Below are 14,025 nucleotides of genomic sequence, written 5' to 3' on the forward strand. Positions count from 1 at the left end.
TTAATCTTCAAAAATTTCTTTCGTATTCTTGAAATGTAATTTTACAATCGAAGATAATTCATCTTTCCCCAATTTTGAAAGAAGCATTTTAGCAACTTTATTCGCATCAGGACCTGCACCCTTAGGAATAATAATTCCATATTTATCCGAGTATTCTCTAATTCTCCTAGCAAACCTATCTCGTGCCAAAATTGATGCAGTAGCAACAGCAATGTTTTTTTCTGCTTTTGGTTGCTGTATTAATTCTATTTTGCGTGCTTCTTTCATTTTAGGATTTCCTGCTATTTCTAATCTTATATATGATTCATCTCCAAATTGATCAGCAATAGCAGCTTCAAAATCAAATTGTTCTGCTAAATCTTGAATGACTCTTGCATGACACCAAGCTAGTACAGTATTTAAACCTTTTCCTTGTGCTTTCATTTTTTCAAAAAACTCATTGTATTTTAAAGGCGGTAATTCACATATAGCTATTCTTTCCTTAAAATCAGCGAATAAAATTTTTGTAATATCTATAATTTTTGTATCAGTTAAAATTTTGCTGTCTTTCACTCCAATTTTTATTAATTCTTTTTCAATTTCTTTATCAATTAGAAATGCTGCGGCAACTAAGGGTCCAAAATAATCTCCTTTACCAGATTCATCTGAACCTACCCATTTTGTGAATGGAACAATTACTAAATCTTTTTCAAGCTTTTGTACATCACTCAGAATGTTGTTCAATAATTCTTTTATTTCATCATCAACTTTACCTCCAAACACTATACTTAATCCTTTTTTCTCACTGTAGTATACATTTAATGTGAAATTATAATTTTTGTAACTGATAGAATACTGAGTGCCGTATTCTAAATCTTTAGTCCGTTTGAATAAAAATCCTGATTCTTCAATTAACCCCCATTTATTTTTTAATAGCTCATTAATTTGACCAATATTTGAAAATGTATTATCACCTTGTTCTACTACGACTTGTTTTTTTATCAGAGTGTTTGGATCAATTTTAAGTATTGAATAAGCAATTGTTAAAACCTTTTGTAAAAATTCTTCCGTATTTTCATCTTTAGTAGGAATTGGTGTGATTTTTATTCCATCTTTACCAGAGTATATGTTAAACTTACAACTGATAAAATCTTCACACAGTTCGAATTGAATTCCGTACTGAATATCTTTACAAGTTTCAATCTCAATATTTTCTTTATCAAGTTTTCTTTCAAACTCATCATAAAATTTTCGCAACTTTGAATCATGAAACTGAATGGCATCCTTATGTTTTCCAAACTTGGAATATACTTTTTTAAACTTATCATAAAATTCGTTTACTGAAGAAAATCTGTTTTGTTTATCTAATCTTATTGCTTTCAAGATAAAATCACACAAAAAATATGGAGGTTTTTGCGGGCAGCTAATTAATTTTTTCGATGCATTTTCTTCAGCCTCAGAAATATTGATACGAGAAAACCTTCCTATGCCATAAGGTAACTCGCTTGTTAACAATTGATAAAATGTAATCCCTGTCATAAAAACGTCCCAACTTTCATCACCTCGTCCCATCCAAACTTCAGGTGGTGTATACCCCTCAGTTCCACCAATTGACATATCATGTGTTAGCGGATAACTTTTTATTCTAGCTAAACCAAGATCCAATATTTTAATTGATTCTGGTTTGCCATTAACCCAAATAATATTTTGTGGTTTAATATCTCTATGCCAAGCTACTTTTTCTATCTCATAAAGTCCTTCTAGTATGAATTTCATAACCTGAATAGCTTCAAATAAATCAACTCTTCTTCTTTGAATTATTTTGTCGAGGGTTTCTCCATCTATGAACTCACTAATAATGAAATTATAATGTTCATTGAATGGCATAATATCAAAGACACGAACAACATTAGGATGGTTGACATCCAATAACACTTTAAACCCACGATGTTCTAAGGGAAATTTTTCGGTGGGAATAAATTTAAGTGCAACAGGTCTCTCAAAAGTTCGATCAAAAGCTTTATATACTTCACCGAATCCTCCAAAACCAACTGCTTCAATTATATCCCATCTGTCAAAAACTGTATCACCCTTTATGAATCCTAACTGAAACATTTTATAACTCCATTGCTTATGCTACTAATTTTCTTGTTAACTCAACTAATTCATTCACATCTTCTTCAGTAAAAAGTTTATCAACCGCATCTTTACCAAAGTTTGTAAATGGTTCTTCGTACAAATCTGCCGGTTCAAGTTTTCTTCTTTGCACAAATACATTCTGCACTGCTCTTAAGAAACGGGACTGGTCAGCGTTGTAATTGTGCTCAAGTATAAAAGCATCAAAAGCTTTTTTAACAATGTCCTCATAGCTGGGTATTTTTTCTATGTTCAATGCGTGCTTAAGGAAATCCACAAAGCTTCCGACTTTCACTCCGTAAGCTTTAAGCATATTCTCCTCATCGAGAGAAATTTCTTCTGCTTTAAGTTCTTTGCTTAGTGTGTTTTCAAGATCAAGCAAATCATCAATGCTTAGTTCTTCACCTTTTTTCAGCTTTATTATTGCAGAGTGTTTATCGGCAAGTTCAAATATCTTTTGTTCAACACGTTTCCGGTATTCTTCAATGTAAACTTTTTCATTATCTTTTCTTACTATTACCCATTTGCGGGATTCAATAATGTCATCAAGTCCAAGCTCAATAACCAGTGAAGGTCTTGACTGTTTGTATTTCATTATCGGCGCAAGAGTTTCTTTTATCTCATCAATCTTTGCAAGATCAGCTTCCTGCAAGAATCTATTTGTCAGCACATCATTTATAACACGGATATGCTGTGCAACCTGTGTAAGGTTTGTAGGCAGCAGGGAAATATCTTCTTTAACAGATTCAATAAGCGTGGTAAGATCTTTTCTCTGTAAGAAATGCAGTCCTGCTCTTTCCATTTTGCTGATAAAGAAAGCTTCGTCATTATTTATTCCAGGAACGAATCTTAACAGAGGTGCAACTTTTAACTTCAGGAATTCAATTTTATCTCTTGTAATGTAATTCCAGAAATCATTCTGCCAGGCATCTTTGACCTCTTTATAAACTTTTTTAACCGAGAATGATTCGAGCGGAATATCTGCAATATCAGAGCGTAAATCTTTTATTATTCTTTTCGTGTCGGGATTTTCCTGTTCGCCTAAAAACAACTGCAGTTTTGCAAGTCTTGTATTAAAAATAGTAACCCTTATCGGGATTTGCCTGTTGGTATCATCAATCTTTACTTTTTCAAAATTCTCCCAGTAGTCAATAATCAGGAAATTCTCTTTCTTACCATTTGGCAGCCAGTCATAAACTTTGCAGGCTTCGTTGTTCCTTGTTCCCCTTCCTATCATCTGCCAGAATTTTATCTGGGAGTTGACAGGTTTCATAAAAGCAAGGTTGACTATCTCAGGAATGTCAACTCCGGTATCAAGCATATCAACAGAGATTGCGATACGAGGCATACTTTCTTTTTTGAACTTCTCAAGAAGTGTATCTGCTCTTTCCATTTTTGAATCGATAACCTGGATAAGATTGGGGTATTGAGGAAACATTTCATTAAAAGTTTCAGCAAGTCTCATTGCGTGATTATGTGTAACAGCAAAGACAATAGATTTGCCCGGAAACTGTCCTGATTTATCTTTAAGACAATTATCCATAAACTCTTCCCATTGTGCACGGAGAGTATCTTTGTTGGTTACTTTCTTTTCTAGATCGGTTCCTTCAAAGTTCAGTTCATCTGGATCAATTCCGTTTGTACGGAGGATGGATTTTTCTTCCTCGGTTAAATCAACACCTTTGATCCCTTTTCTCTGGAAATGTGTTTGAGCAGAATACACATCAAAATCTACCAGGTATCCCTCTTTAACTGCATCATCAAATGGATAAAGGAATGTTGGCGATTTACCTTCACAATCGAAAAACTTAAATGTATCACGTTCAATAAACTCAGCAGGAGTTGCAGTCAATCCAATTTGAATTGCATCGAAGTAAGCAAGCACATCAGTAAACTTGTTATAAATAGAACGGTGACATTCATCGGAAATAATAACATCAAAATCTGCAGGAGTGAATTTATCGTAACATAGTTCAAGCGTTTGAAGTGTTGTTACATAAACTCGTTCGTCTTTAGTGATATTGTAAGTTCTTAACCTTGTTCTTGATTCATTAGGTAGATGAGTTTTAAATCCATCTGTCAGTGCCTGGTTAACCAGACTGTCTCGATCTGCAAGAAATAAAATCTTTTGTGCTGCATTTGCCTGAAGCATTACATCAATCAATGCCATTATTGTTCTGGTTTTGCCAGTACCGGTTGCCATTACAAGTAATGCTTTCCGTTTCTTTTTATCATCAACAGCTTCTGCAATTCTTCTGATTGCTTCTGCCTGGTATGAACGGTTTACAATTGATTCCTTTATTTTAATAGAGCCAAGTGGTTTTTTATTTTTCTTGATGTGGAGAAGCCGTTCAAGATTTTTTCTTGAGAAGAATCCCGCAACCTGTCTTTCTGATAAATCAATTGAATCCCAGAAGAAAGTAGTTTCACCGTTGCTCATAAATGCAAATGGTCGGAAGGATTGTTTCTTTTCAATTTCAGTCACATAATCCAGAACCTGCTGTTGTCCTACTCGTGGATCGCGGCTGGTCTTCTTTGCTTCCACAACTGCTAACACTTCGCCGTTAGTTCGGTATAAACAATAGTCAGTAAATCCGGTTACTCTGGTCTTATCATAATTTTGGACCGGGATTTCAAATCCTACCTGGGTATGATCGGCAAGATTCCACTCTGCCTTTTTTAGCAGTGGATCTATAATTGAATAGCGTGTTTCTTTTTCGCTGATGTTAGCTGCTGCCAATTGATACCTGAAATTCTTCAAAGATCATTAACTTATAAATGTACTTAATTGGGAATTCCATGCTCAACCGACTATCATTCAAATGCCCAGTTTAATTCATAGTGACATCATAAAATAAAAAATTAGATTGTTTTATTCTACAAAAACTTAGAATAAAATTATTTCGTCTCTACGGGACTTTGGTAATTGGGGTGTTATCATTTTACTAACAATATTAAATCCCTACGGGATTTTGATGTGGCAGGCATCTGGAATCTTGTACCCGCCTACCGTCAGGCAAGGTCCGGCATCCAGCTTCCCGCATTCATTCAATCAATCAATCATTATACTTCCACAATCGCTCATACTTCGGTGGCAGTGCCACTCAGTATGACACGTTGTATAGCAGTCTTTATTTTCATTATATCATTACGAACTTGATCACGAATCAGTTTACGAAAAGAACCTGAAACAAGTTCAGGTTGACAAATTCAATTGATGAGTAAAGGTATCAGGTATCTGGTATCCGGCATCCTTCCCCAGTATCAACTACCGCACATACTTCGATCCCAATGGCACTCAGTATGACAATTTGTTTTCCAGCATCCGGTATCTTGTACCCGCCTGCCGTCAGGCAAGGTCCAGCATCCAGCTTCCCACATTCATTCAATCAATCTTTCTTTCCATCATACGTCTTCCATCATACGTCTTACATCTTCTCTCATTCTCTCAATCTTCCCCAGCACTTCCTTTGTAAACGATTCAGCATCTATTCCGGCGTCCTTCAGATTTTCACTGATCTCCTCATCCGTATCAAACTCCGGGTTTAAATAGATACTGAGCAGAGTTCTGATCTCCTCATAGCCCATATATCCTCCGTTGACGATTTTTATTTCAGAGCTTTCTGTGCCTTGTATTTAATTCTTCGCACCGCGTTGTTAGCTTCGGCTATACTTACGCCTAAGTACTCGGCGGTTTCATTCACCCCGAAGCCTTCCCTCATGCAGTAAAAGACCAATTCGCACAGATCGTCTCCCTTAATTGATTTATGTACAATTTCCAGCATTTCATTTTTATCCTGCGTTGTTTCAATCTCCTCTTTGGAGATGTGATAAACATCAATATACTTATTATCAAATGAGTCACTCAAAGCGTTGTATTCATCTGTTGATACAAGACGCTTTTCTTTTTTAGCGAGTGAATAAACGTGACTTCGTATGTTGTAATACATAAATGTATTGATATTTATCTTATCCGGTTCCCACCTCCTTTCACCCAGGTGAATTTTTAATATCATATCGGTTACCACATCGTGTGCCGTCGGTTTGAATTTGTCATTCCTGAAAAATACTCTTATAAACTTTACAGCGTAGTTTATCCACACAGCCGTTGCTGTATTGTTGGTTCTGAGTACCTGTTCTATTTCCGGGTTATATACTGCAGGGAGATTTTTCATTGTCTGCCCTTTGCTGTTGTTATTTAATTACTCTCGCTAGCGAGGTTTTTTTTATGCACCCTATAGCATGGCTATTCAGGGCTTTATTCTGTCCGGTTTTTGATGCTTAATAATCCGCTTCTGCGGATAGTTTGACTAATCTGTAATGTGAGTTAATCATTAATACTCTCTTCCCGCCGTTTTTTACGAAAACATTTTATTTTTTTTTCTATCGCAAAATTCACTGCCCCGGGTGTATTAATGACTAATCGGAATTTGAAAAAAATTAAAAATGAAATCAATGACAGGATTAAAAAGAATTGTTCTAACCGTCTCAGGCATTCTTAAAAAGTTATGCGCCGGATGTGATCTACACTTACACTACGCTTATACTACGCTTACTCTGCTCTTACCGAAATCTTATTATCATCCTGAAAGTAACCAAAATAAAAAATTGTGTCATTGGAGATTTTTATTCACTGAGTCATCATCACAGAATAAAGATCCGCCTTTTAATGAATGTTTTTCTCAGTCATTAAACAAAAAATTTTAATAAATAATTTAAAGGAAATTCCCGATGGCAAGTGTAAAAAAAGCAATCCTCGGTCAATTGAACGGCGGCATCGCTGATGTTGTGTTCAAATCAAAAAACGGAAAAGGTTATGTCGCTTCAAAACCGGCTAGTATGAAAGTATCCAATAGTCCCCGCAGTGTTGAGATACGTTCCAAGTTCAGGATAAGCATTAAGTTCGCGCAGATGATCACATCAAACCTGATGCTTAAGGATTTATGGAAATCTGTTAAACCGCAGAATATGTCCGCGGCAAATTATATTGTCCGTGAAAACTATCCATTCATCACCCAGACCGGTATAAATAACGGAGCGCAGATCGTACCCGGGTTTGGCTTCACAGTCGATGGTCCGGTAATAAGCTTAACAGGTGAAAGACTGCGTGTGGATATAAACGCTCTCGGTAATGACACAGGTATTGTTCCCGCCTCCGAACCAAACCTCAGGCTGCTGTCGGTGATCATGCTTACATCACCTGTAAATGTGGGACAAAAACCTGTTGAGTTTATGGCGTTAAGTTCGCCTTCAGTTCCCACTGTGGTTGATGCGGCACTTAATTTTACCGCCGATCTTTCCAACCAGCAGGAAAACTTATTCAGTCTTTACCAGACGAGCAAAGCATTCTGTATAATTGTATCGCTGTCCCCTGAACAAAACATTGTTCACTACTCTTCAACATTTACGGATTAATATGGATACTCCGCCGGCTCAGTGATGGGTCGGCGGAGGTTTTTTTATAACGTCTTAATGTCTCTGATGTATTTCGTCCCTACGGGACTTGGGTAATCAGGGTGTTATCTTTATTCTAACAATATTAAATCCCTACGGGATTTTAATACTAAGGCATCAGGTATCCGGCATCAAGCTTCCCGCATTCATTCAATCAATCATTCATCCATTCTTTGATTTTCCACTCTCTCATTTATCATTTAACACTTGTCATTCAACATTTCCTTTCCCCTTCCCGCATTCATTCAATCAATCATTCATTCTAAATTTATCCACTTCGCACATACTTCGGAGGGCTCAGTATGACACGTTGTTTTTCCAGCATCCGGTATCTGGTATCTGGTATCTGGTATCCAGTATCCAGCTTCCCGCATTCATCCAATCATTCATCCATTCTTTAATTTTCCACTCTCTCATTTATCATTTAACACTTATCATTCAACATTTCCTTTCCCCTTCCCGCATTCATCCAATCATTCATCCATTCTTTAATTTTCCACTCTCTCATTTATCATTTAACACTTATCATTCAACATTTCCTTCCCCCTTCCCGCATTCATCCAATCAATCATTCATTCTTAATTCATCAGCTCCGCACATACTTCGGTGGCAGTGCCACTCAGTATGACACATCGTTCTTACCACTTTCTAAATCCACTCATTCAATCATTCTTTCAATCTTTCAATCTTCCTCACAATTTTTTCCAGTATCCAGTATCTTGTATCCAATATCATCTTTCACCCCATTCACTCTCTCAAATAAAAGTATTAATTTTCGATTATAACATGTTCAAAATATTTAGTTCACATTTTTTTTGAATTAAATCAAGAGATATTTATGCAAGAAGAAAAACTTGGGCACCTTTTAATTTTTATACTCCTCTCTTTGCTCATCGGTTGCGGCAAGAATGATTCACCCAATAATCCCGGCACTACGAATACCGGTGACACCTGGTCAGTCGTCGGAAATCTTAATGCAAACAATTCTGTTTATACCTTAACCTCTGATCCTGCAGGTAATATTTATGCCGCCGGAAGCTTTAAGAATACCGCCGGCTTCTATTATGTTGCAAAATGGAATGGGACTACCTGGACAGACATAGGAATGGAAGCAAACGACAATATCAGAACTCTGTGTTCAGATGTCCTCGGTAATGTTTATGCAATCGGAGATTTTACCGATGCAAACAATCACTACTACATTGCAAAATGGAATGGCAGCAGCTGGTCCAGAATTTATAACACTTTATATCAGTATGCTGAAACAAGACAGTTTCATGCAATCTGTACTGATCTTGCAGGGAATGTTTTTGCATCTAATGGCGATCTGACTACTTCTAATAAGTACTATGTTACAAAATGGAATGGTTCGGTTATGTCACAAATCGGAAGTATAAATGCAAACTGGGGTATCCATACATTAACCGCTGATTTAAATGGCAATCTCTATGCAGCAGGAAGTTTTACAGATAATAGTGGTAATTACTATGTAGCTAAATGGAACGGCGCAGCCTGGTCTGATATCGGTCTGAATGTAACAAGTGATATAGATGAACTCTGTTCTGATAAACTTGGTAATGTATATGCTATTGGAGGATTTAAAAATGCAAACCAAAAATTCTATGTTGCAAAATGGAATGGCAGCAGCTGGAGCGATATAGGCTTAAACGCAAACGCATATATTTATGAAATTTGTACGGATGTAAACAACAATTTATTTGCGGTTGGTGGATTTACTGATGGTTCAGTTTATACCGAAGGCAAAAATTACGTTGCAAAGTGGAACGGTACCTCGTGGACAAATTTAGGCGGTTTGGTAGGAGTTGGTAACGGCGGCGCTCTCTGTACAGCCCCTGATGGTAAAGTTTATGTCAGTGGTTTTAATAGCACAAATGGCGTTCACGTAGCTGTCCATAATTAATTTTTTATAACCTGATTCATTCCTAAAGACGAGCAGTGACTCGTCTTTATTTTTTATAGTATTAATTAATCAGTAAATATTCTATCAATCTTTCAATCTTTCCATCTTTAAATTTTTCAATCATTCATTCTTCCATTCCCTTCGCCTCAGCCTTAGCCTCTTTCCTCACCTCGTGCTCACCACTGCCGGACATACTTCGGCGGGCTCAGTATGACACGTTGTTTTTCCAGCATCCGGTATCTGATATCCGGCATCAAGTTTTCCGCATTCATTCAATCAATCTTTCCCTCTTCCATCACACATCTTCCATCACACATCTTACATCTTCCCTTTCCTGCTCATCAGCTATTATATATCACCGGCATTTTGAATTTCCATTTGTTCCACAACTCTTCATTCATCAATAATTCAATCATAAAATGACTGACATTTATTCTGCTTGTATTTCCTGCATCAAAAATGGGACTGCGTTTCGGCGATTCAATAATTTCATACCCGCTTACTTTCTCTTCGTTCGTTAGTGAGTCCGGCCGCACAGCAGTCCATTCTATATTTGGATTATTCTCAGTAATATTTTCAGAAAGATACTCAGCGGCAGTTACATTATCTTTATGCGGCGGAAGAATAAAATACAGGAGAGACATCACTATCCTATCTGCTAATGAATAGTTCTCTTTTATTTTTATGTTCATGTTTCCTGTTGTATTCATCAGGATCAGTTTCACATTTTCTTTTTTGCTTTTTGTGATTGCCTCACAGATATTTTTTAAAGAATCTGTTACAAGCCTTCTCGGTTTTCCATACAATCCCTTAAAGGAAATATTATGTCCAAGACAGCAAACAACAGCATTGCAATCACTGATCAACTCAAGATTCTTATTTAAATCAAATTCAGAAATGTTCCCGATTATAATTTGTAAAAGATCATTATTCTTTAATTCATTTAGTTTCGGGCTTTCAGCGCGTGCAACAACCTTGACACTAACATTTCTATTCAACAGTTGTTTTACAACCAGTATGCCTGTTGCGCCGGTAGCACCAAGAACTAAAACTTTCATAAATATTCCTCAAACTTTTTTTGTTTTTAATTTAAAGTTATTCTGTTCTAGAACTGTCAAAACATATTATTTAATGACCGGTAAGTTCATAAGTCGCTATTACCATAAGCTGACATAAAATACTTACCGTAAAGAAGTAACCAATATGTTTTAAATCTACCTTGAGTTTGTAACTTGCTCTTATAACGATCAGAATCAAAATTAGATGAACAATTATTGCTGCTGTATATTTTCCAATTCCCATAAGTCTTGATATTCCTGCTTCATCCTGCTGACTAAATCCTCCGAAGACAAGCGAAAAAAAACGGATTTCAAATTGAAAAAATAAAACCGGGTAAGCATACACTGATGAATATTCTTCCAGGATGAAAAGTGAAATCAAAGCCAACAGTATTGTAAATGCAGAACCGCCAATACTTACATATAAATCATCGCTTTCATTCATATAGTGTCCGGCTTTGGGCCAAACATAGTTTAAACTATAATACATATCATTCCCTAATATCTCGCCTATACTCCAATGTCCGAATTCGTGAAAGAGATATGAGAAATAAGCGATTGGAATTAGCAACAAGTAAAGTCTGACTAATATTTTATTTTGAACTAACAAAATTTTATCAATCTTTTATCTCTAAAAAAGTGTAGAAGTCGTTCTCTATATCAGAAAAATTTTTATTATAAATAGATGCAAAGACATTATCATTTTCTTCAATAGACTTCCATAGATTCGCATAGTTATCAATTCCATAGGATGTTATTAAGTATTTTATAAATGCACCGCAAACTATTGCTTTATCCTCATAATCATCATTGCTATTTTCTTTTATTATTTTTGATAACCGGTATGTTTCATCACTCAGTATTTCTTTGGCTTTTTTATAAAAGTCGAACTTAAAGAATTTTGTTTCATCAATATAAAATGCAAAACCTTCCTGCATAAGAAAATCATATTTCTTTGACTTCAGATAACCCCAGAAATGCTGGCTCATAAGATGACCAATTTCATGAGCTCCCGTGGCATTATCTTTATTATAATAAGTTGACCAGTATTCTGTTAACGTATGAGCATTTGAATTAACCTGCGTCTTAAGGTATTTCTCCTTATCAGAATTAAATATCCAGAGATTAATTTTGGGCAGAGTATCAATATTGTTTACAGACATTATTCCGGCTATGTGACTTATATTGTTTTCCTGGCTTTCAATTATTGGCTGGATTAAATCACTGTCCACTTTCTTACTTGCATAGTAAATAAAATGTTTGCTTTCATATTTTTTCCAGAACAATGAATCTTTAAGAAGGTACTTAGGGTTATTCATTTCCATTAATGATGCGGGAAATTTTATTTGCCCATTACAACTTTGTAATAAAGCCGAGAATATAATTACTACTATATAATTGACTGCCTTTCCCACTATTACTCCAAACGAAAATTAAATATCATAATTTATTAAAATCAAATTGAGTGATTTATTCTTTTACTAAAAGCGAATAAAGATCCGCTTAATGCTGAGAGTAAAATTATTGGTGCCAGAACTTTGAAGGAAAAAGGAGTTCCGAAGAAAAAGTACAATGGGAATATCTGCTCTGCGATTAATCGTACTATCAAAAAATAGACTGTTAGTCCAAATGCATATAATACGATTTTCATTACGTTTGTTTTAAAAATAAGCTTTGGTGTTAAACAATAGAATGACCAGTAAAATACGGGAACAGAACCGAGTAGTGATATTACTATTAAATCGAAATTAGTAACAATAATCTCACTGTAGCTTTGCGAGCTGCTTACAGTGATTCCGGGTAGCGAACTTATATCATGTAAAGCCCATTTAAAGTAAAGTATGATTGCCGGGACAGCTGTCCAGAATAAAAGATGTAATCCGGCTTTAGTAATTGTTTTCATAAGATCTCCATTTTTAGTCTAATATTCTATCTGTTGATATTACTTCATTACCACCATTTTCTTTTGATCGCTAAAAGTATTTGTCTTCAGTACGTAAAAATATATCCCGCTTGCTAACTGTTTGCCCCCAATTACCGAATGGAAATTAACTTCATAATTCCCCGCAGGCTTGAACTCATCAACTAAAGTCGCAACTAATTTTCCAAGAACATCATAAACCTTAAGTGTTACGTTTTGTAGAGACGCATCGCGATGCGTCTCTACAGAGGGTATACTAAATTTTATTTTTGTATCCGGGTTAAAAGGATTGGGATAATTCTGAAAAAGTTTATAATCATTTAAACTCTGCAGATCATCCGAAACATCAGTTAATGGGTTTTCAATTTTGATATTGAATGTGCATGATGTTTGAGCATTTGCAGTATCGGTAGCTATGATCTTTATTGAATTGTTTCCTGCTGCTGCCGGTACACCTGATAGCGTTCTGGAAAATGGATCAAAGCTTAACCAGGCAGGAAGCGGACTTCCGTTACTTAAAGCGGCGGAGTATGTCAGCGTATTATTACCATCATCATCAACAAACGTTGTATCCGGAAAAGTGTAACTGAAATTAGCACCAATTGAATCAGTCTGATTAGGAATCTGAAAGTTTAAATACGGTGTGTAGTTTGTATGCTTCAGACTATCAATAATGTTATCGATCCTTATCCAGTAAGTATAATATGACGGCCAGCTTAATCCGCCGGAGGTAAAGAAAAAGTACTTACCATCACTTGAAATGAATTGCCCGTATTCCCAGTTATTTCCAGGGGTATTGATTGGTTCTTCCAGTTTTTTAGGGTTTGTCCATTTCCCATTCTCACTCTTAAAACTTAAATACATATCGGCTGTTCCGCCGTTTGGTGTTCTGGAGACTATTAAATATGATTCGTCGGCGGCAATTAAAAAATCATTTTCCTGCAAAGAACTATTTAATGGTCTGCCTAAATTTTGAAAAACAGTATCACCGTTTTCCATTATTAACTTGCATATCTCGCCGTCTGAAGCAGAACCTTCGTAATATGTAGATATGTAGAAATTATCTGTCTCTGTTTTCTGCAGATAGTGTGTCTTGAGGTTTTGTGATATCAAACGAACCGGAACGCTCCAGCCATTGCTTACTCTTTTCGAGTAGTATGCGTGAAAAGTATTATCCTGCAGGTATATGATGCTGTCATCAGGAGATAATTTCGGTGCCATAAATCCTTCAAATAAATTTTCAGGACCTTGCCACCTGTTATCCTGGTACTTGAAATATTTTATTCTGTAACTGGAAGCCGGGTAAGTATTAAGTTCACCATAATATATTTCCGTTCCGTCAGAAGTAATCGCAATTCTTTCACATGCCCGATGACCTGCTGTAACAGGTAAATTAAAAATCTTAGGAATATTTCCCGGAGGGGTTTGCCCCAGGTATAAACTGTCTTGTGGTATTTCTTGCGGAAATAAATTGATTGATGAGCTAATCAATAGCGTAAAAAATATATTGAAGTATCTTTTCATAATGAAATCCTTTGAAACTATTGTTAAATCTT

General features: G+C 35.9%; 11 protein-coding genes. 2 read left to right on the forward strand and 9 right to left on the reverse strand.

Going from position 1 to position 14,025, the window contains the following annotated elements:
* From rnhC to IPM56_10775, 4 genes are all read right to left on the reverse strand, one after another.
* On the reverse strand, positions 1-2,094 hold the full coding sequence (gene rnhC, locus IPM56_10760; protein ID QQS34742.1) for a ribonuclease HIII: 2,094 nt from the start codon (positions 2,092-2,094) through the stop codon (positions 1-3).
* Positions 2,095-2,110: 16 nt separating this feature from the next.
* Entirely contained in the window at positions 2,111-4,855 is a 2,745-nt protein-coding gene (locus tag IPM56_10765) for a DEAD/DEAH box helicase family protein (GenBank protein QQS34743.1), read from the reverse strand.
* Positions 4,856-5,520: 665 nt separating this feature from the next.
* Positions 5,521-5,703: a hypothetical protein gene (locus tag IPM56_10770; protein ID QQS34744.1), complete on the reverse strand. Its 183-nt coding sequence runs from the start codon at positions 5,701-5,703 to the stop codon at positions 5,521-5,523.
* 20 nt (positions 5,704-5,723) lie between these two features.
* Complete coding sequence (locus tag IPM56_10775) at positions 5,724-6,290, reverse strand: sigma-70 family RNA polymerase sigma factor (protein QQS34745.1); 567 nt, start codon at positions 6,288-6,290, stop codon at positions 5,724-5,726.
* 556 nt (positions 6,291-6,846) lie between these two features.
* On the opposite strand from IPM56_10775, the gene IPM56_10780 reads away from it, so the two are divergent.
* Positions 6,847-7,530 (forward strand): hypothetical protein, encoded by a 684-nt coding sequence (locus IPM56_10780; GenBank protein ID QQS34746.1) that lies wholly within the window; start codon positions 6,847-6,849, stop codon positions 7,528-7,530.
* A gap of 877 nt (positions 7,531-8,407) precedes the next feature.
* Positions 8,408-9,490 carry a hypothetical protein gene (locus tag IPM56_10785; GenBank protein ID QQS34747.1) on the forward strand — a complete coding sequence of 361 codons (1,083 nt, stop codon included), beginning with the start codon at positions 8,408-8,410 and terminating at the stop codon, positions 9,488-9,490.
* A 341-nt stretch (positions 9,491-9,831) separates the two neighbouring features.
* Here IPM56_10785 and IPM56_10790 read toward each other — a convergent pair whose 3' ends face one another.
* The 5 genes from IPM56_10790 to IPM56_10810 form a co-directional block, all read right to left on the reverse strand.
* Positions 9,832-10,548, reverse strand: coding sequence for an SDR family oxidoreductase (locus tag IPM56_10790; protein ID QQS34748.1), 717 nt, complete (start codon positions 10,546-10,548; stop codon positions 9,832-9,834).
* A 70-nt stretch (positions 10,549-10,618) separates the two neighbouring features.
* Positions 10,619-11,038, reverse strand: coding sequence for a hypothetical protein (locus IPM56_10795; protein QQS34749.1), 420 nt, complete (start codon positions 11,036-11,038; stop codon positions 10,619-10,621).
* 127 nt (positions 11,039-11,165) lie between these two features.
* The gene (locus tag IPM56_10800) at positions 11,166-11,963 is read right to left on the reverse strand and encodes a hypothetical protein (protein QQS34750.1); all 798 of its coding nucleotides are present in this window, start codon (positions 11,961-11,963) and stop codon (positions 11,166-11,168) included.
* A 41-nt stretch (positions 11,964-12,004) separates the two neighbouring features.
* Entirely contained in the window at positions 12,005-12,451 is a 447-nt protein-coding gene (locus tag IPM56_10805; protein QQS34751.1) for a hypothetical protein, read from the reverse strand.
* Between the two features lie 39 nt (positions 12,452-12,490).
* Positions 12,491-13,993 carry a putative Ig domain-containing protein gene (locus tag IPM56_10810; GenBank protein ID QQS34752.1) on the reverse strand — a complete coding sequence of 501 codons (1,503 nt, stop codon included), beginning with the start codon at positions 13,991-13,993 and terminating at the stop codon, positions 12,491-12,493.
* Between the last annotated feature and the right edge of the window lie 32 nt (positions 13,994-14,025).

It is taken from the genome of Ignavibacteriales bacterium (assembly GCA_016700155.1).
GTDB lineage: Bacteria > Bacteroidota > Ignavibacteria > Ignavibacteriales > Ignavibacteriaceae.